General features: G+C 60.4%; 15 protein-coding genes. 5 read left to right on the forward strand and 10 right to left on the reverse strand.

Annotation, left to right across the window (positions count from 1 at the left end):
- Positions 1-6: 6 nt before the first annotated feature.
- The 4 genes from ACWJJK_RS08520 to ACWJJK_RS08535 form a co-directional block, all read right to left on the reverse strand.
- The gene (locus ACWJJK_RS08520; RefSeq protein ID WP_454128861.1) at positions 7-1,878 is read right to left on the reverse strand and encodes a cytochrome P450; all 1,872 of its coding nucleotides are present in this window, start codon (positions 1,876-1,878) and stop codon (positions 7-9) included.
- A gap of 13 nt (positions 1,879-1,891) precedes the next feature.
- Positions 1,892-3,841 (reverse strand): c-type cytochrome, encoded by a 1,950-nt coding sequence (locus ACWJJK_RS08525; protein WP_454128862.1) that lies wholly within the window; start codon positions 3,839-3,841, stop codon positions 1,892-1,894.
- Between the two features lie 481 nt (positions 3,842-4,322).
- Complete coding sequence (locus tag ACWJJK_RS08530) at positions 4,323-5,414, reverse strand: carboxylate-amine ligase (protein WP_454128863.1); 1,092 nt, start codon at positions 5,412-5,414, stop codon at positions 4,323-4,325.
- Between the two features lie 37 nt (positions 5,415-5,451).
- The gene (locus ACWJJK_RS08535) at positions 5,452-6,642 is read right to left on the reverse strand and encodes a M20 metallopeptidase family protein (protein ID WP_240502681.1); all 1,191 of its coding nucleotides are present in this window, start codon (positions 6,640-6,642) and stop codon (positions 5,452-5,454) included.
- A gap of 522 nt (positions 6,643-7,164) precedes the next feature.
- Between ACWJJK_RS08535 and ACWJJK_RS08540 the strand changes: the two genes are divergently transcribed.
- Positions 7,165-7,635 (forward strand): PepSY-like domain-containing protein, encoded by a 471-nt coding sequence (locus ACWJJK_RS08540; RefSeq protein ID WP_077732781.1) that lies wholly within the window; start codon positions 7,165-7,167, stop codon positions 7,633-7,635.
- A gap of 208 nt (positions 7,636-7,843) precedes the next feature.
- On the opposite strand, the gene solA is transcribed toward ACWJJK_RS08540, so the two are convergent.
- The gene (gene solA / locus ACWJJK_RS08545; RefSeq protein WP_454128864.1) at positions 7,844-8,971 is read right to left on the reverse strand and encodes an N-methyl-L-tryptophan oxidase; all 1,128 of its coding nucleotides are present in this window, start codon (positions 8,969-8,971) and stop codon (positions 7,844-7,846) included.
- 103 nt (positions 8,972-9,074) lie between these two features.
- On the opposite strand from solA, the gene ACWJJK_RS08550 reads away from it, so the two are divergent.
- Positions 9,075-9,284, forward strand: a complete 210-nt coding sequence (locus ACWJJK_RS08550) for a hypothetical protein (RefSeq protein ID WP_077732779.1) — start codon at positions 9,075-9,077, stop codon at positions 9,282-9,284.
- Positions 9,285-9,400: 116 nt separating this feature from the next.
- Here ACWJJK_RS08550 and ACWJJK_RS08555 read toward each other — a convergent pair whose 3' ends face one another.
- The 5 genes from ACWJJK_RS08555 to ACWJJK_RS08575 all read right to left on the reverse strand — a co-directional run bounded on the left by ACWJJK_RS08555 (position 9,401) and on the right by ACWJJK_RS08575 (position 15,061).
- Positions 9,401-9,532 carry a DUF3096 domain-containing protein gene (locus ACWJJK_RS08555; protein WP_156880007.1) on the reverse strand — a complete coding sequence of 44 codons (132 nt, stop codon included), beginning with the start codon at positions 9,530-9,532 and terminating at the stop codon, positions 9,401-9,403.
- Between the two features lie 259 nt (positions 9,533-9,791).
- Positions 9,792-10,235, reverse strand: a complete 444-nt coding sequence (locus ACWJJK_RS08560; protein WP_434113141.1) for an AAA family ATPase — start codon at positions 10,233-10,235, stop codon at positions 9,792-9,794.
- Positions 10,236-10,396: 161 nt separating this feature from the next.
- Positions 10,397-10,693, reverse strand: a complete 297-nt coding sequence (locus tag ACWJJK_RS08565) for an EF-hand domain-containing protein (protein ID WP_156880005.1) — start codon at positions 10,691-10,693, stop codon at positions 10,397-10,399.
- Between the two features lie 186 nt (positions 10,694-10,879).
- Positions 10,880-11,233: a high-potential iron-sulfur protein gene (locus ACWJJK_RS08570; protein WP_086134513.1), complete on the reverse strand. Its 354-nt coding sequence runs from the start codon at positions 11,231-11,233 to the stop codon at positions 10,880-10,882.
- An 861-nt stretch (positions 11,234-12,094) separates the two neighbouring features.
- The gene (locus tag ACWJJK_RS08575; protein WP_454128865.1) at positions 12,095-15,061 is read right to left on the reverse strand and encodes a cation-translocating P-type ATPase; all 2,967 of its coding nucleotides are present in this window, start codon (positions 15,059-15,061) and stop codon (positions 12,095-12,097) included.
- 318 nt (positions 15,062-15,379) lie between these two features.
- Here ACWJJK_RS08575 and ACWJJK_RS08580 point away from each other — a divergent pair, with 318 nt between their 5' ends.
- From ACWJJK_RS08580 to ACWJJK_RS08590, 3 genes are all read left to right on the forward strand, one after another.
- Positions 15,380-16,357, forward strand: coding sequence for an SDR family oxidoreductase (locus ACWJJK_RS08580; protein ID WP_454128866.1), 978 nt, complete (start codon positions 15,380-15,382; stop codon positions 16,355-16,357).
- Positions 16,358-16,400: 43 nt separating this feature from the next.
- Positions 16,401-17,825, forward strand: a complete 1,425-nt coding sequence (locus ACWJJK_RS08585; RefSeq protein ID WP_454128867.1) for a hypothetical protein — start codon at positions 16,401-16,403, stop codon at positions 17,823-17,825.
- A gap of 466 nt (positions 17,826-18,291) precedes the next feature.
- A complete protein-coding gene (locus ACWJJK_RS08590; protein ID WP_077731128.1) occupies positions 18,292-18,711 on the forward strand; it encodes a four-helix bundle copper-binding protein in 420 nt (139 codons plus the stop codon).
- Positions 18,712-18,826: the final 115 nt, after the last annotated feature.

The following is an 18,826-nucleotide window of genomic DNA, read 5'->3' on the forward strand; positions in this document are numbered from 1 at the left end:
TGGCGTCTAGCGGAATCCGATCCGTAGACTCATCGCATACAAATTCTGCTCATCCATCTCGAGCGAGCCGCGGCGTTCCAGCGAGCCCAGACGCAGCATGGCGCGCAGCGATTCGCGCATGGTTATCTCCGAGGCATAGCGTCCGAGGCATTTATGCCGTCCGTAGCCGTGCTGCAGATAGATCTGACTTTGCGGCGCCTCATGGGCGCGTTCGCGATCGCCGAGGTAGGGGACCAGCCGTTCGTCGCGGGTAATGTCGAAGGCTGACGGGTTCGGCACCGTCTCGGGATCCCGCATCGCCGCGGCATAGGCCGCGAACACGAGGGTTCCGGCGCGAAGGGGAACGCCGCCGAGTTCGGTATTGTCCTTCACGCACAGCCGCAACAAGACTTCGCCCTGCGGCTGCAGGCGCAAGGCTTCCAGGGCGTATTTGCGCAGTCCCGCGAGGCTTTCGGCATAATCCGGGCTATCCGGCTCGATGTTCGCCAAACGTACGGCCTGTTCGTAGCTGGAACCGTTCAGCACCTCGTATTCGCCATCCTTCAGGCGGAGCATGGAGTCGAGGATCCGGGCTGTGGCTTCCTGGGGATTCACCACCGCGCCGACCGCCGTGCCGAACACGTTGGACCGGATCATCGAATCGGAAAGGCGTTTCGCCAGCTCGTCTTTCGTCAAGGGCGTGCCGAGGCGGGCTGCGAACTCGTCCGTCAATGTCTCGCCGTCCCGCTCGAGCTCGAGCTGCATTCGCAAGAGCCGAGTCAGCATGGTATCGGGGACTGTTTCGCCCAGCCGCAGCCGTTCCTTGTAGTGCTTGAGCAAGGCAAATACGTAGGCGCTCAGATACTCGGTCGCGATCACGCCGCGTTCGCGGAATTCGGCGAATAAGGGATGGGCCGGGCTGAAGTTGTTGAAGATGTTGCGGAATGCATCCTTGACCCAGATGAACAGGTCGTCCGCCGTGGGTACGATGCCTTCCGTAATCTTGCCGAACGAGAACACGGCTTGCAGGTCCGGGTCCAGCGGAAAGCGGTCGCCCCCGCGAAGGCCGGGCAGCACGGACGGCGTTCCGAAATCGTAATAGTGGACTCCCAGATAATCGCCGACGATCCGAAGCGGCACGAATTTCGCGAGCGTCGGTACCACGTCGATTTCGCCGATCCCCTCGGCTTGCGCCCGATGCGTCCAGCGTTCGGCCTCGTCGCGAGTCAGGCGCGAAAGCGTTTCCTCGTCGGAGCGCGACACGGCGCGGCGCAGGATCACGTCGTCCAGCCGGTAGAGATCGTCCCGGTCGGTGCCGAGCATGAAGTGGGAGTATGCTTCCGGGTGTTTGGTCTTGTCGTCCGTGGCGCGCGCCATCTCCGCCGCGTAAGGGTCCACGGTGAACAGGTCGGTACGCTCCAGGCAGCGGATGACTTCCGGATGCCGCATGACGATCACGGGACCGATGGCCGGCTTGAAGATCGGCATGGCGTCCCTAGGTTGCGCCAAGAGCTCCTGGAACATCGCATAAGGCGCGGTCACCAGCCATTTGGAGATCACCTGCGCCACGGCCCCGCCCCGTGCCTTCGCCGCCGTGGCGAAAGCCGCGGCGGCCGTCTCCGCCGCTTGCTTGTCCTTCTCGTAGGCGCCGGGATCGTCCGCGTATTTTGGATCATTCGGGTTCGGCATCGGCGGCGGCGGAGACGGCAGGGGAGTGCCTTCTTCGGCACCCGCCACTTCACGCAAAAAGCTAGTAGCCGGTGGCGGAGTCGGGGCCGGTGTCTTTCCCGGCCCGGAGTCACTCGGCGTGTTTCCCAACGCCGCCTTGATCAGTTTGATGAGCCTGCAGCCCTGTCCATAGAGCTGCTCCCGTATCGTCATCCAGTTCGATCCGGCCATGAGTCCTTCTTCCCTACAGCGTTTTCATGTACTCGATAACGGCGCGGACCTGGTCGTCCGACCATTCGCTACCGTAGGTATGGCCGGCATTCGAGTTGCCGCGGAGCGTCGTATCGTGCTCGGCGAAGTGCACCGTATCGCCGGCTCCGTATTCGTCGAGCTGCGGCGCTTTGTCCCAGACGAAGCCGACCTTGGTTTCGTCGTACTTGATGTTGCCGCGAATGAACTTCTCCGGCCGCTCGGCGGGGCGGAAAAGATGCCACAGGGTCGGTACCGAGCCGTTGTGAAAATAGGGTGCCTGGGCCCAAATGCCGTGGAGGACATCGGCCTTGTAGCCCGACTTGTCGCCGCGCGGCATGCCGAAATAGGCTTCGTCGTCGCCGGCGCGGCTGCCGCGTTTCGGCCGGCACCAGTCGCTGCCGCCATTTTCCACGTACAGCTCGCAGGCTTCACGGGTCAGTTCGAGCAGCCCGAGGCGCGCCGTCGGCGTGATCTGCGTCGCCCGATTCATGTCGCTGCCGACGTTGTAAACCTTCTCGTTGCGCGCATGGTGACAGGCCGACGCGCATTTTTCCTCGAACAGCGGCTTGCCTTTGGCCGCCAGGTCGAGATCGACCGCAAAGGGATAGGGCGTAGGCGGCAGATTGTCGATGAACGGATTCATGGGTTCATGGATGCGGACATCGACTTTGGACGGATCGCCTCCCGAGGAAACCCCCGAGGCGATTACCCGGGACTCGGCGGCCTGGTTGGCGTCCCAATTGGCGGCGGCATGGTCGCGAGAGAACCACAGGCTCTTGATGTCGGATGCGCCGGGATCGTGAGGCATCCACTCGGGCGCGGTCGCGAATAGCCGCTGACCGGCCTGCTTCAGGCGCTCCTCGCGGGGCAGATTTTCCAATCCCGCGAAGAACGGGTGATCGTCGGGCAGGCGCGCAAAGAAACCTTCCCGCTTGGCATGCAGTGCGACCAATCCGGCGGCGATGCCGAAGGCATCCATGCGGCCGGGGCGCGGGCCGAACACCCCCGGCGCCTTTTGGCCGTTCTTCTCGGTGTAGGAAAGCTTCGAGGTCAGCGCGTGATACATCAGTTCCGTTTTCTTGGCCGAAGCGATCAGTCCGGCCACGGCGCCCGGCAGATTGTCCAATACGCGCGCCACCTGCACCCTGGCGCGTTCGGCGCCGGCCGAGCGTTCCTCGGGCGTCCGTCCGCCGTAGAACCAGGCGGGGTCCGTTTCCACCTTGGTCTTGAGGAAAGATGCGATCTTGGCGATCTGATCCGGATCGGCTTTTATCTGGCTCGGATCGGGGCTGTCGACCTTGATGAACATCTTGCCGCTTCGGTAGAGAAGCTGAGCGTAGGCTTGCGCGTCGATTTCGGTATTGGGAGCGCCGACGAGATACTGGACCCGGTCTTTGACGTACACGCGCCCCGTATGACAGGCCCCGCACGAAAAGAATACGTTGTCCGTACGCTTGTCCTCGGGAACGGCGGGGTCCTGGACGGTGAAAAGCCCGTAAGGCAGGGGATGGCGCTGTTCCGGAGGAAGCAGCTGGCCGGTTGCGGGATCGTAGTCGTCCGGATGGGGACCGAATCCCAGATTTCCCAGCGAGCCTTCCCCGTTCCAGATTTCCGGATAGGTTTCGATCAGGGCGCGCAGGAAGACATAAGGTATGCCGTTGACGCTGAGAGGGTAGGCCTTGAACCACTCGTATCCCAACCGGTTGCTGTACCAGGGCGTGCGAGCGGCGTCGTCGGTCGAGATTCGCTTGACGGTGGAATCGTTCAAATAGGCCGTCTGAAGCTTTTCCCGCTCCGAGCGTTCGTCCGCCCAGCTGCGTGTCTGCTTCTCGGGCGGTTTTCCGCCCTGTCCGGATTCCGTACAGGAAATCAGCGTGGTGAGGATGATTGCGGCCGTTCCGCAGCCAAGTACCGAGCGAAGGGATGAGGTCAGTGTCTTCATGATGTCCTCGCGAGCATTATTATTCTGGCGAATGTCCGTTCATAAGGTCCGGGAAGGCAGCCCCAAGTTGCGCATTTGCCGTCGCCGAGGAAGCGAAAGCGTGTAAACCTGACTTAAAGGACGGATGGCATCGTCGCCATCCAAGCCGTCGTAACTTATGGCGCTTTATTGTTCTTACCAGAAGCCGACGGTGCGCACATCGAGCCGTGCGCTCGATACATTTCTGATTTGTTCGAGACTGATGGGGGACTCACCGGATCCCGCGACAATAAAAGCCCTTTGCCGATTCATTGTCAAATTTGATTAACACCGCCGATTCGAGGCGGTCCGATGGGAACGGAAATTCGGGATAAGTCCGTTTAGGAAATCGACGCGAGGTCCGGTCGACAGGAATTCGGGGCGCAATCACCCAAGGCCGGATGAGTTGCCGGGAAACGCTTTAATGCCCGGCCTGACGCAAACCGGTCGACGGAAGCTCGCACTATGGCGAGATCAGTTCCGCTTCCAATTCTCCGACCAGGCTCGCTGCCACCTTTTGCAGGGATCGCGTTTCGGAAAAGACGGCTCGCTGACGGAGGTAGCTGTGCCCGGTGTCGAGTCGGGCTTCGAGTTGATCGAGCCAGTCTTTGGTCCTCAATTCTTCGGCCGTTTCCGCCAAGCTTGCCAGCAATTCGCGCGTAAACGCCTTGATGGGACGAACATGGCCCGTCTCGTCGACGATGATCTCAGCCTCCACCCCGCGATGAGAGGCTCGGAAACAGTTTTCCTTTTCCGCCCACCAGTGTTGCGGCATCGCGGGACGAACCGGCTTTTCCTGCTCCCAACACCGCAGCAGATAAACCTGCAGGGTCTGGACCAGGGCGGCCAGCATGAATGTTTCCCGCAGGGTCGGCTGAACATCCATCACGCGAACTTCCAGCGTGCCGTAATGGGGACTGGGCCGGATATCCCAGTGGACGTCCCTGACCACGTGGACGGCGCCCGCCGTTCGGAGGTTTTCGAAACACTGGGCGAACTGGCGCCAAGACGTGAAGCTCGGCGGCAGGCCGTAGTCGCGCATCGCCGCCAGGATGCGCTGCCGGAACGAGGCGAAACCGGTATCCTGGCCCTGCCAAAACGGGGAGCTGGCCGAGAGTGCCAGAAGAACGGGCAGATAGGGCTTGAGCTGGCTCATCACGACGACCGCGGCATCGCCCGACGGCATCCCGACATGGACGTGAAGCGCATAGGTTTTCAGCGTGTGCGCCAGGTAAACCATGCGCTGCTCCATCTCGACATAATGCGGCAGCGGCGTCACCGACGCCGGACGCAGCGAGAAGGGATGCGTGCCGGCGCCGCAAAGCGTGAAATGCAATCCTTCGCAGCGGCGCTTCAGTTCTTTGACCAGGCCGGTAACGTCCGACCGCAGTTCTTCGATATCGGCACATACGCAGGAATTGATTTCCACCGTGGACTGGGTGAATTCCGGCTTGATGCGGGGTTCCTCCGGGTGGTCCCGGAGCAGGGGAAGTATGCCGTCGACCAGATCGAGCGTGTCCGGATCGAGCAGCTGAAATTCGATTTCGATTCCCACGGTGGGAGATTTCGAACCGGAGAATTCTAGCTCGTCGTCATGCATACGCCTCGATGGCATCGCGTGTCACCCGGTCGAAGAATGCCGCCCCGATTTTCAGCACCTCTTCGTCGAAATCGAAGGCAGGGCTGTGCAAGGGAATGTGTTCCCATCCTTCCCGGCGTGCGCCTAGCCTTACGTAACAGCCGGGAATTTCCTGCAGATAGTAGGCGAAGTCTTCGGATCCCATGCTGGGATATTCCATGGACACGAGCCCCTTTTCGCCGACGATCTTCCCGGCTGCCCGGCGGGCGATTTCCGATTCGACGAGCGTATTCACCACCGGCGGATAGCCTTCGTTGACGATCACCTCGATCCGGGCATTGTGGAGATCCCCGATGCCCTTGGCCATGCGTTCCAGACCTTCGAGGAGATGTTTCCGCACCTCCGGCAGGGTGGTGCGTATCGAGCCCCGGAGCGTCGCCGTTTCGGCGATCACGTTGGGCGCGCTGCCGGCGCTCACCTGGCCGATGGTGATCACGGACGGATAGACCGGGTTCACCTCCCTGGATACCAGAGTCTGCATCGCCACGATCAGGAGCCCGGCGACCACCACCGCATCCACCGCTTCGTGCGGTCTCGCCCCGTGTCCGCCGCGTCCCTGGATTCGTATGAGGAAACCGTCCGACTGGGCGGTGAGCACGCCGGGAGCGACCATGATCTCGCCGACTCGGTAATGCCCGGTCACATGTCCGCCGAAAATAGCTTTGACGCCCGAGAGGGCCCCTGAACGAAGAATGATGCGCGAGCCGCCGCCGCGTTCCTCCGCCGGCTGAAAAATCAGCAAAACGTTCCCCGGAGGCGGATCGTCCTTGAGCAAGGCCGCGGCCCCGAGCACCATCGCCATGTGTCCGTCATGGCCGCAGGCGTGCATTTTGCCCGGATTCAGGGACGCGAAAGGCAGGCCGGTGGTCTCTACCCCCGGCAGACCGTCCATCTCGGCCCGCAAAGCCACGGTTGCACCTTCGCTCTTTCCCGCGATCCGGGCGACGATACCGCCTCCGATGCCGCCGTATTCGTAGGGAATGCCGAGGCGATCGAGCTCCTCCATGATCATGCGAGCCGTCTGGGCTTCCTCGAAAGCGAGTTCGGGATAGCGGTGCAGCAATCGGCGCAACTCCACCATGCGGGGATAAATCCGCTCGACATCGGAGCGCCCGACCATGGGATTATCGTTCGTCAATCTCATCGATATCCGGAAGAGAAATTCGAATGGCCGATCGCCATCGGCCCGGGAGTGGAGATCGGCATTGGAAAAAGTACTTCCGTCGGAGGCGATGTTGCCTCGGCTGCAAGCCGCCGAACCACAGCTTCTATTAATCAGACCCGTAAATACCCTCCTGGTATTTCAGGCCGCCGCCCAGGCCGGTACACGCCCGGCCGGGGCTCACACGGCTTGTCGCCGCGCCGGGGCATCCCTGCCCCGGATTAACCCAGCCTATATTTATAGGCCGCGTTAATAAAACGACCCAAGCATAAGGTTCTTATTCGAGCGGGCATGTTCTTCAGCTTTCCATAAAGTACTAGATAGCCGCCGTGTGTGTTAGTTCCGATCGCGTGGCAATCCCGCAATCCCTTTGTCGAAACCCGGCCACCCGTGCGTAGACCAATTCGCGGCTTGGCGGTTCTAAAAGTTGAAAGGCCGGACGTAGAATCTCATGGTGAACGGATGTCTAAGAAGGATCGGAATCATTCCTCAGGATGAAATATCATGAACGGACAGTCATTCCTTGCCACGATACTCGGCGCGGCCATCATCAATCCCGCGCTCGTCGCGGCGCATGAACCGCTACTGAACAAGCAGGACGTTCCTCAGGCAGTCCTCGCGGCCTTTCAAAAAGATCATCCCGCTGCCAAAGGCGTGAAGTACGAGGAAGAAGTCCTCGATGGCAAGGAGGCTTATGAAATCGCCTATCGCGACGAGAAGGGGCAGGAACGCTCCGAGGTCTATAGCGCGGACGGCACTCTGGTTGAAACCGAAAAGGTCATTAAACTCGATGAGCTGCCTGAATCCGTACTGCAGGCGGTAAAGAGCGCCCATCCGCGAGCCACGCTGCAGCGAGCCTTTCAGGTTTCCGATACCAGCGGCACCGTAAAGAGCTATGAGGTCGAAATCAGGGAGGGCAAAAAAGAGCGCGAGGTCGAATTCGATACCGATGGAAGGATTTTATCGCGCTGCTAGTCCTTGAGGCCGAAGCAGGCAATCCGGGTTCGGTCGAGCGTTTTTCATCCACGGCTCGATTGCGAGCAGCATTTCGGCTGGCGCAAGCGATGGCCGGTCTCGCCCACAGGTTCATCGCGGATCGAATGTCCAAGCTAATCGGAGATGTGTCCATGCCGTTCGAATCTCGGGAGAGCGGGCTCATTTTCTCCTTGCGTCTTCCGGCTCGTCATCCCAGGAAACGCCGCACCGTAAATCGTTCCTGCATCGGCGCCCGCCCTTGGGCCAGATCCGCCAACAAGAATCCGGTCAGGATAGCGAACTTGAATCCATGTCCAGAGCACGGCGAGCCGATGACCACGTTGGAATAGCCCGGATGCGTATCGATGATGAAATGTTCGTCGGGTGTCATCGTGTACAGGCATTCGCGCTTCTCGCGAATCGGGCCGTCGCCCCAGGGTAGGAAGCGCTTGACCCATGCCCGCACGGTGTCGACGGACGTGTTGTCCTGCGCGGGGCGAACGTCGTCGGGGTCGATCGCATGGCTCAGGTTGTGGACGGCGATCTTGAGTCCGGTGCCCGTATCCGGCAGTCCATAAATCCAAGGTTCCCGATGATGGATAAACACCGGGAATGTCCCCGGCAAGAACGCGGTGCGCCGGGCAGGCTCGAAAAATACCTGTTCTTGCCGGGTCACCGTCAGCGGCAAATTCAAATCCAGCGTGTGCAGCAGCTTTCCGGCCCAGGGGCCCGCGCTGACGACCACCTTCCCCGCACTGAATCCGCCTTCTGGCGTTTCCACGTAAACCGAGTCGCTCGACGGTTCGATCTTCGTCGCCGGACATTTCGTCTTCAGCATGGCGCCAGAGATCTCCGCCATTTCCGCCAGTGTCCGCACACAGGCCGAGGCATTCAGAATTGCGGCGTCCGGCTGCAAAATGGCCGCCATATCCCGGTCGAGCCGGAACTGCGGAAAGCGCCGGGCGGTCTCGGTCGCAGAGAGCCATTCGTAGGCGATTCCCGCGGCATCCAGGCAATCGCGCGTGGCCAGCAGCGAGGGGGAATCCGCCGGACCGAAGTCGAGTCCGCCGGAGGGCGTCAGCAGGCGCTTGCCGCTGCGCTGCTCCAGATCGCGCCACATCGGGAATGCCTGTTTCGCCATGTCCACGTAGATGGAGTCCTTATAGGCGTAGCGGATGATGCGCGACTCGCCGTGAGAGCTTCCCATCGAATGATCGAGGTCGAACTGTTCCAATGCCAGGACACGCTGTCCGCGCCGGGCCAGGTGATAGGCGGCCGCCGCACCGACCGCGCCGATGCCGATCACGATCGTGTCATAGGGTTTAACGGATTTCATGGCCATTCGCTTCGCGAAGCTTCGACGGTCGTCCGTGCCCGGCGAAACGCGCCGGTCGAGTCGGACGCAGCTTAGGCAGGGCACAATTCACTAGGAAGCGATTATGTTTCACCCATTATTCAGCAAGAAACAAGTTTATTTGCTGGTCCTGGTCTTCATTTTCGCCACTGCATTCGTCGGCGGCTTCGAGATGCTCGGAACCGTACCGGATTGTTTCAGCATTTACACCTGGGGCGACTTTGCAGGCGAAATAGGACTTTTGGCGCTGATTGGATACCTGGCTTATTGCGTAGGCAGGGAAAGCCGGGATTGATGCCTAATCTCGACCGGGCGATCGACTCGCCGCCGTTAAATCTTTGCAAACTTGGAATAAACGGGGTGCTTGGTCTCGCCATTAAAAACAAGATCGTCGCCGCCGATTCCGATCGATTATCGGTGCATCAATCCCAAAACGCCGACGACGATCAAATAAATCGCCACGAGATAATTCAATAACCTAGGCACGAGCAAGATCAATATTCCGGTCACCAGCGCGAGAACGGGCTGCAAAGGTACGTACATGAGAATTCTCCTGTCCTGAATTTACGAGAATGAGTGTAGCTCGTCTTAATTCCAAATCGCTTTCAATCAGGCATTCATTTTGTAGGATGGGTAGAGCGAAGCGAAACCCATCGATGGTGGGTTAGGTGGCGAGGCCGTAACCCACCGAACGACTTCGGACCGGTGGGTTACGCTTCGCTAACCCACCCTACGATGAGTGTTCACTCGAATGCCGAATGGAATAAGTCAGGCAACGCCGGAGGGGCCGTCCGCTCGCCTTTCACGATCGCTCGGCTTCACGCGGGATCGCCTGCACCTGAAACTCGCCGCCGCTGCTCCACACATCGAACAGCGCATCGAATCCTTCCTCCCAGGAGGGCGGCTGCCAGCGCCGAAACGCGGCGCGGACGGCTTTTTCCGGAACCCTGCGACGAGTATTGCGCAAAGCATTCCGGACCAAGGCTTCATCGAGTTCGACCCGGAAGGCATAGCCGATCACGCGAAACCCGGTCCGCTTGGCGGATGGGATGTAACGCGCGCGCTCTTCTCGAGTCAGATTGGTATTTTCCACCACATAAGGCTGCCTCGCTTGAAGACAGGCGTCGATCAGCAGCTTTTCCCGGTGTCGGGTACGCAGCATGTCGAGGTTGATCCGTATGTGAGTATCGACGAAGCATGCCTTGAAAAAGGTCGACTTCCCGGCTGCCTGAATTCCTGTGAACACTATGGTTTCCATAAAACGCCAGACTGACTTTCGGCATGAATGTCAGAGTGCTGCGGTCAAGCAACGGCGTTCATCGAAACCCATACACGTCGGAAACGGTGCGCTCGCGAAGCCCGGTCGACAGCCTTACTGTATTCGACATTTGCGCTTCCGCATGCTGTCTACGGCAGCGGCCCAGATGACGGCAGAGTGATCGGACCGACCTCGCCGGGCGCCAGGATTTTCAAGCCCTCGTATTCCTCGGGGCTGAGCTTGCCATCGCTGTTCTGGTCCAAGGTCGTCAGATATACCGGTAAACCGGGCACAGCCTTGGATTCATCGGCGGAAATGTATCCGTCCCTGTTCTTATCGATCTCGGAGAAGGCGGGAGGCGATGTCGATTCTGCCGCTTGCACCAAGGCACTCGAGCCGATCGTCATCGCCAGCACCCGGAAAATCGGGATCGGTTTAGTTTTCATTGGGCCTCCTTACCCTATCCAGACAGGATAAATCACCGAATCCAAGCCCATATGTGTTCAGAGTTGGCGCACGAACCGGAACAGGGTGACTTTTATCGATGTTATGCATGCGCAGCTGGCGACACATCTTCGAATCCGGTAACACCGAAACGCGCCGAGCGCGGCGGTGTTACCGTTCGGAGCCGGCTAACCCGCCTTCAGCCAGGAGCTGCACCAGCCGTTAATGTTCACGAGTTTGCCGCCGAAGATGCTGCAAGGGCGCCATTCCCCTTCGCCGGCCTGGAGAAACTTGCAGTTGTGGCAGAATTGCTGCTCGCCGGGTACGCCTTCTCTCGGGGGACGGGTAGCCTTGGTTGCATCCTCCACATAACGGAGCGATTTGGCCATCGGATCGTCCGGCGACAGCTTGGGGGCGCCCGCAGGAGACGGCTCCTGCGCTTGTCCCCGCCGTAGAAATCCGCTCAGCGAAACAGTCATCACCGTAGCGACCACTGTCTTGAGGGCTTGACGTCGGCCTGGATGAAACCTTGAATCTGACATGGCACTCTCCTTGAACCAGGTTGTACGGATGCTTATCGAAACTCGCCCTAGCGAGTTATTAACCCGGCCTATAAATATAGGCCGGGTTAATCCGGGGCAGGGATGCCCCGGCGCGGCGACAAGCCGCGTGAGCCCCGGCCGGGCGTGTACCGGCTTGGGCGGCGGCCCGAAATACCAGGAGGGAATTTACGGGCCTGATTAATAATGGAGGATCGAACTTCAAGTCAACTTCCGGGTGAACAATGCCCTTGCGGAAAGTCGCCGTCAAGCGATAGAGCGAACGGCAATAAACAATTAGACGGTCTCGGCATTTCGTAGTTTGGTGCGGCGGGCTATCCGCTTCGCAACCGGCGCAATACGCTTTAAGCCAAATGGAGAGACATTTGGTCTAGAGCGTTTTCCGAGTCGGTAAGGGATTCGGATATGTAGGTCGGCAATCCCTTGCCAATCGCAAACGGCATCTCTGGGAGCGCCAGAGCTGCCCTTCAAATCGCAAACGGTCGCTTTAGTCGCGACCCTTCCAATCGCAAACGGTCGCTTTAGTCGCGACCCTTCCAATCGCAAACGGCCGTCCTGGGAGCGCCAGGACGCCCCTTCCGACAAAGCCCTTCGCCGAGCCGATACGTCGGCAAAGGATTGCCGACCTACGAATGCTTGAATCCATTCACCCGAGCCGAAGGCGCCAACGACTTCCGCCAAGCCTGTTTTGCCCTACGAGCGCGATGAAAACGCTCTAGGGATGGCGTTCGCAACGTAGCCCGCGTGCGGGGCGGCTCCCCGCTCTAAATTAAGCACCGCGCTCAGCCGCTCATTGGTAGAGTTTTGGGACAAACGACCCGCTAAACGGAAATGAAAAATGCTCTATTCGGTCTTCGAGGGCTCTCGATCGTTTTGCGGCTCCGTGCTCGCCCTGTGGTCGAAGGTCCGCGCATAGGCTTTCAGCATCGCTTCGCTGAATAGACGGAAAGCCTCCACTTTGTCGCTCGTTTTGTTTTCGCCCCAGGGTTTTTCCTCCGCCTCTTTGCCGAAACTGGCGGTATAGGCGTCCAGCAACGCCTTGCTCAGGATGTAAAACGCCATCAATCTTTCTTCCCGTTCTGGCGGAGAGATTTTCTTTTCGGCGGCTGCTTTCTTAAGCGCTCTCTCGACTCTCCTGCCGGAAATCCGGTCAAGACTTTTTTCCGCCGTCACGCTCAGCAGGAGAAAGGCCGCAAAAGCGATGCCGATCCACTGCCAGTCACCCGGCGCAAGCGTTGCCACCTCGAAGAGTTCATTCGCGGGCGTATAAAGGACTATCGCCTGCAGGGCCAGGCTCGATGCCACGGCGGCGACCAGCCACCGGTTCGAGAGTATCGGCAGGGCGTAACGCGCCCGGATGACCTGGATTCGGACCATCTCGGCCACGACGATGAAGGTGAAGAGCTGGGTCTGCGCCCGTGCCAGGTCGCCGGTGTTCCAAAGGCCGTGGAAAAACAAAGGCAATCCGGTGGCGGCCATGATCAGCCCGATGCCGAGAATCGAGGCGACGATGCGCCGATCGAGCACCGGTTCGCCGGAACCGCGCGGCGGCTGCTTCATGATGCCTTCCGTCTTGGGATCGGTACTCAAGGCCAGCGCAGGAAGCCCGTCGGTGATCAAATTGATCCACAAGAGCATCACCGGCGTGAGGATCAAGGCTTCGCTCTGGCCTTCGAAAAGGCGGGGAAACAGCGCGGCGCCCGCCAATACGCCGAGGAACACGATCAGGATCTCGCCGGCGTTCGCCGACAGCAGAAAATTGACGAACTTGCGGATGTTGTCGAAGATGCCCCGGCCTTCGGCGATGGCATTGCGCAAAGTCACGAAATTGTCGTCCTGCAGCACCATGTCCGAAGCTTCCTTGGCCACGTCGGTTCCGCGCCGGCCCATGGCGACCCCCACGTGAGCATTGCGCAGGGCCGGGGCGTCGTTCACCCCGTCGCCGGTCATGGCCACCCGATGACCGCTCTCTTGTAGCGCCTTCAAGAGCGCGACCTTGTGGTGGGGCGACACGCGGGCAAAGACTTCGGCTTTCTCAGCGACTCGCGGCAGCTCTTGCTCGGAGAGGCGGTCGAGCTCCGTTCCGGTCATGGCCCCTTCCGGGCTGAAACCGATCTGCGCCCCGATGGCCTTGGCCGTCGCCAGGTTGTCGCCGGTGACCATGATGACCCGGATACCCGCGTTTCGGCAGTCCTGAACGGCCTCCTTCACCTCGGCGCGGGGCGGATCGATCATGGCCTGCAATCCAAGAAACACCATCCCGCTTTCGATCTCGTCCTCGCTTCCCTCCGTATCGCGCATTTCCTTGTGGGCGAAGGCCAAAACGCGGAAGGCGCTGCCGGCGAACTCTTTGTTTTTATCGACGATGGCCTGTCGCGCCGCCTCGTCGAGGGGCTTGGCTTCCCCGTCCGCCCATAGCGAGCTGCATCGCTCCAGCACCACCTCGGGAGCGCCCTTCATGTACGCGATCCGCGGTTCTTCCTTGGCGATCACCGTCATCCGCTTGCGCTCGGACGAGAATGGAATTTCGCGCAGCCGTTCCGGCTTGGCTTCGATCCCCGCCTTGGCGGCCGAGACCAGGAGGGCGACTTCCGTGGGATCGCCGGAATAATCCGCGTCGTCCCCCGTCTTTTCCGCATCGTTGACGACGGCCCCGCATTTTAGGAGCGGCTCCAGCGTCTCGGCGGGCACGGATTCGCCGTTCTGACGGAACTCGCCGTCCGGCTTGGTGCCTTCGCCCGTGACCTCGTAGGTTCGGCCGGCGAAATATAGCCTTTTGACCGTCATCTGATTTTCGGTCAGCGTTCCCGTTTTGTCGGTCACGATCACGTCCACGGAGCCCAAGCTCTCCACGACCGACAGCCGGCGAACCAAGGCGTTCTGCTTGATCAGCCTCTGGGAGCCAAGCGCCAGGGCGAGGGTCACCACGGCCGGCAGGCCCTCCGGCACGGCGGCCACGGCCAGGGTAACGGCCACCAGGATGATGGTGACGATGCCGGTTTCGGTAGCAAAGTACTGGATTACGGCAACCACCAGAATCAACCCGAGAATGCCGTAGCCGATTTGCTTGCCCAGGCGGTCGACCTCTTCCTGGAACGGCGTTTTGTGCTGCTCGGCGCTCTCGATCTCCGAGGCGATGGCGCCCACTTCCGTGTTCATGCCCGTGGCCACCACCACCGCCTTGCCCCGTCCTCTCACCGCATCGGTGTTCATGAACAGCATGTTGCTGCGCTGGGCCAAAGGCGTGTCTTCATCCACGGGTTCCGCCTCTTTGGGGACCGTTGCGCTCTCCCCGGTCAGCGAAGCTTCCATCGTCTCCAGACTGTGGGATTCGAGCATACGGGCATCCGCCGGAATCCGGTTCCCCTGGTCGATCACGATCACATCGCCCGGCACCAGCTCGGTAGCCGGCACCGTGATCTTTGTTCCGTCCCTGAACACCCGCGCCTGCGGCGTGGAAAGCTCCCGGAGCGATTGCATCGCTTTTTCCGCTCGATAATCCTGAACGAAGCCGAACAGCCCGTTGGCCAGCACGATGACCAGAATGAGAATGGCCTCGGTGTATTCCGGTTCCGCTCCCGGCAAGAAGCCCACGCCGACCGAGAGGATCGCCGCCGCGAGCAGAAGGTAGATGAGAAAATCGTTGAACTGGGCCAGCAAGATCCTGAGCGGAGAGATTTCCCGTCCTTTCCGGATCTCGTTGGGGCCGTGTTCCTCGATGCGCCGCCTCGCCTCGTCGGCGGAAAGGCCTTCGGCCTTGGTCTTCAGTTCTTGAAGAATCCGGTCTGCGGGTTGACTGTGCCAATTCATGTTTGAGGTCCTTCTCCCATCTTCGACCGCCGAAAAAGCGCCGGGTGCGTAACGATCTGAACGGATCTATCCGGGTATGGACTAAGAGCCTTACCAGAATCGTAGGGTGGGTTAGCGCAGCGTAACCCACCGATCCGAGGCCGCTCGGCGGGTTACGGCCTCGCGGCCTAACCCGCCTAACCCGCCCTACAAACTGTCGAAGGGCCTACTGGGATAAGCATCCAAGGGATGCCCGTTCGATTGCACCCCTCGCCAGCTGAGAACTTACGCTATACCGCCGGGTCTCCTTTAGTAAGCTTATTGCGGAAAGGAATCGCCATGCGGCTCGGGATCGAGAACACCGTTACCGTGATTACCGGAGCATCGAGCGGCATCGGTCGGGCCACGGCTTTGGCGTTCGCAGCGGCGGGAGGAACCGTGGTGGTGGCCGCCCGCCGTGGAGCGGCCCTCGATGAACTGGCGCAGGAGTGCGAAACCTCCGGCGGAAAGGCTTTGGCCGTGCCGGTCGATGTGACCGACGGACCAGCGGTCGAAGCGCTGGCGCGCCGAACCATCGAAACCTTCGGGCGGTTGGATACCTGGATCAACAACGCGGCGGTGACTCTGTTCGGCCGGTTCGAGGAAACCCCGATTGCGGATTTCCGCCGGGTAATCGACACCAATCTATTGGGCTACGTTCACGGTGCTCGGGCCATCCTGCCGTGGTTCCGGGAGCAGGGGACGGGCGTCCTCATCAATGTCTCCTCGGGGGTCGGAAAAATTCCCCAGCCTTTCGCCGCCGCTTATGTCATCAGCAAATACGGCATCGTCGCGCTATCCGATTGCCTGCGGCAGGAGCTTTGGGATGTGCCGGACATTCACGTGGTCACCGTGCTTCCGCCGGCGACCGATACGCCCTTGTTCCAGCAAGGGGGCAATTACATGGGGCGCGCGGCCAGACCCATGTGGCCGATCTATGATCCGGAAGAAATCGCCCGAGCCATCCTGTCCGCCGCGCTCACACCGCGCCGCGAGGTGATCGTGGGCGCCAACATCCGGGCGGCGATCGTCGCCCAGCGCATCGTGCCGGGGCTGTTCGACCGATGGGCGGCTCGGGTGGTCGAAGCGAAGCACTTTCAAGAGCGCGCCATACCGCCGACTTCGGGCAATCTGTTCGAACCCATGCCTGGATACGCCAGGGTGCGCGGCGGCTGGAAAAGACCCCGGCAAAGGCTGCCCGTTTCCTGGATGGCGCTGGCCGGGGTACTGGGCATCGGCATGGGGTTCGGGTTCGCCGGACTCGGAAGAAGATCGTGAGTCCGCCCTGATCCTCGTCATTTGTCTCGCAAGGAGTAAGCCTATGCTGTTTCGAACGGCTATCGATATCGAGAGCACCCTCAGGGGAGTAGTGGAAATCAAGGGCAACGAAGTCGAAGTCGTCGATGCCGACAGGCTCCGGGAAGCGTGCATCGACCGGCTGGTCTACAACGCCATCTTCCATGAATCGGAAGAATTCAGATATTTCCTGCAATGGTTGATTCGGGAAGTCGCCGCCAAGCTGGTGGTTTATCCGACCTCCATCCAGGGGCTGCATGAAGCGGCAGTCCTGGGCATGGCTCCGGTTTTCACGGCTCCGGTGCTGAGTCTGCATGCGCTGAGCTACGATGTGGCGAGGGCCTGTTTTCGCGCGGCTGGGGAGACCGGCGCAGGCGCTTTCAGTTTCGGCTACACCGATGAAGTCTCCGGTTACGGGTTCCAGTCGCCGGCCGAGTATGCCACCTGCATTCTGGCGGCGGCGATTCGGGAGGGCTATCAGCGAGCCGTGTTCCTCCAAAGCGATCATATTCGCATCGGACGCGCCAGTTATCAGGTCAGCCGGGATGATGAGATCGACAGGCTGAAAGAACGGATCGAAGAGGCGATTACGGCCGGATTCTTCAATATCGATCTCGACACCTCGAGCCTGGCGGATTTCTCCCGCCCGAGCTTTCCGGAACAGCATCAGCAAAGCGGCCGGGAATGCGCCGAACTGGTCGCGTTCATCCGCGAGATCGAGCCGGAGGAGCTGTCCGTCGACATCGGTGCCGAAATCAAGGCGATGGGCGATGGAAACCTGACCGCGGATCAGTTTCGCGCCTTCATGGAGAGCTTTTACGTCCAGCTCAATCTTCCGGGCGGTAAGAAGGACCTTTCCAAGATTGTCGTCCTGGTGGGCGAGGCGGACGTCGATCTCAATTTGGTCCGGGATCTCGGCGAGATAGCTCGCCGGGAGTATGGTCTCAGCCTGGCGGTGCGCACCGGGATAACGCCCATTCCGGAAACGCTGTTCCCGCAGTTTCCGGGGAATAACGTCAGCGAACTGCACCTCGTCGCGCCATTCGAGGACCTGATCTTCGATCACGAGGCGTTTCCCGCGGAATTGAAAAAGGACATCTACCGCTGGATCGATAGCGAATGGCCCGGAGAGCGGCAGCCCGGCATGAGCGACGAAGCGTTTTACCGCGCCACCCGCAAGCGGGCGCTGCTGCCTTTCAAGGAAGCCCTATGGGACTTGCCGCCGGCGCAGCGCGACCGAATCACGGCCGATGTGCAGGGCAAGGCGGTCTCTTATTTCGACACTCTGAAGGCGAGCAATACCACAGGACTCGTCCGCGACACCGTCGATATCGAAAGAGTGGGATTGCCGGCACCGGTTTCCGGGTATAGCCATACGGCGGAGATCACGTTCAAGACCCTGCTGGACCGAATGGGCGGTACCCGGCCGGTCACTGTAGGACCTCGTTAGCGCGGGAGCGGGTTGGCAGAGGGGCATGGACACTGCCGTGTTCTGTCGAGTGATGTATTCGAATCGGCCGCCGATAACATCCGGTCGTATCTCAAAACGATCGTAGGGTGGGTTAGGCGCGCACTGTCACGAACCATGCTGCGACCGCAGGACTTTCCGCGCGCCGTAACCCACCGGTTCCCGCGGCCTTGCCTGGTGGGTTACGGCGCGCGGAAACACCAAAGGAACTTTGCAGGTTCCGTTGATGCGCGCCTAACCCACCCTACGAAAGATGTGCCGCATGAAAACCCGAGCGATCCTGCCGGAACCGAGCCAGTTAAACCCCGGTCCTACTTTTTTTGCGGACTGGTTTTATCGCCATTCGGTCCGACAAAAAACCGGTCTCAAACCGGAGAGAAGCCTTCCAGTAAATGGAACAGGCGGAGACGAACGAAATATACATGGCAAGGAATACAGGAGGCACATCATGAACGCGATTCAGGAAATGCTCAAAGCGCATCCGCACCCGGCCGTAATGGGACGTGGAGTGGACATGGGATTGTTGTCACAAACGGCAAGCGAACTGTTCGATTGCGCGCAAGCGTGTACCGCATGCGCTGACGCCTGCGTCGGAGAGGACCAGGTGCAGAATCTCAAACGATGTATTCGGATGTGCATGGATTGCGCGGACATCTGCGAGGCGACGGGCCGGCTGGTTTCGCGCGAGACCGAATCGGACATGAGGATGATGCGCAGCCAGTTGCAGGCCTGCGCGACGGCCTGCGGAATCTGCGCCGAGGAGTGCGAGCGGCATGCCTCTCGTCACGAACACTGCCGCATTTGCGGTGAGTCGTGTCGCCGTTGCGAGCAAGCCTGCAACAAGCTGGCGGGTGCGATCACGATGTAACCGGCATGGGTTCCGTTAAGAAACGAGCGGTTCGGCGCCGGAAATAGGCCGGACCGTTCGTGAGAAATCTGTGTAGCGGTGCGCTCCGCTCTTGGGAGGCCGGAGCGCACTTCCC

The organism is Methylocaldum gracile (assembly GCF_053646815.1).

What these genes read in the sequence shown, in the direction of transcription:
- ACWJJK_RS08520 (WP_454128861.1), bottom strand. Translation starts at nt 1,878, where the DNA reads ATGGCCGGATCGAACTGGATGACGATACGGGAGCAGCTCTATGGACAG.
- ACWJJK_RS08525 (WP_454128862.1), bottom strand. Translation starts at nt 3,841, where the DNA reads ATGAAGACACTGACCTCATCCCTTCGCTCGGTACTTGGCTGCGGAACG.
- ACWJJK_RS08535 (WP_240502681.1), bottom strand. Translation starts at nt 6,642, where the DNA reads ATGAGATTGACGAACGATAATCCCATGGTCGGGCGCTCCGATGTCGAG.
- ACWJJK_RS08540 (WP_077732781.1), top strand. Translation starts at nt 7,165, where the DNA reads ATGAACGGACAGTCATTCCTTGCCACGATACTCGGCGCGGCCATCATC.
- solA (WP_454128864.1), bottom strand. Translation starts at nt 8,971, where the DNA reads ATGAAATCCGTTAAACCCTATGACACGATCGTGATCGGCATCGGCGCG.
- ACWJJK_RS08550 (WP_077732779.1), top strand. Translation starts at nt 9,075, where the DNA reads ATGTTTCACCCATTATTCAGCAAGAAACAAGTTTATTTGCTGGTCCTG.
- ACWJJK_RS08555 (WP_156880007.1), bottom strand. Translation starts at nt 9,532, where the DNA reads ATGTACGTACCTTTGCAGCCCGTTCTCGCGCTGGTGACCGGAATATTG.
- ACWJJK_RS08565 (WP_156880005.1), bottom strand. Translation starts at nt 10,693, where the DNA reads ATGAAAACTAAACCGATCCCGATTTTCCGGGTGCTGGCGATGACGATC.
- ACWJJK_RS08570 (WP_086134513.1), bottom strand. Translation starts at nt 11,233, where the DNA reads ATGTCAGATTCAAGGTTTCATCCAGGCCGACGTCAAGCCCTCAAGACA.
- ACWJJK_RS08575 (WP_454128865.1), bottom strand. Translation starts at nt 15,061, where the DNA reads ATGAATTGGCACAGTCAACCCGCAGACCGGATTCTTCAAGAACTGAAG.
- ACWJJK_RS08580 (WP_454128866.1), top strand. Translation starts at nt 15,380, where the DNA reads ATGCGGCTCGGGATCGAGAACACCGTTACCGTGATTACCGGAGCATCG.
- ACWJJK_RS08585 (WP_454128867.1), top strand. Translation starts at nt 16,401, where the DNA reads ATGCTGTTTCGAACGGCTATCGATATCGAGAGCACCCTCAGGGGAGTA.
- ACWJJK_RS08590 (WP_077731128.1), top strand. Translation starts at nt 18,292, where the DNA reads ATGAACGCGATTCAGGAAATGCTCAAAGCGCATCCGCACCCGGCCGTA.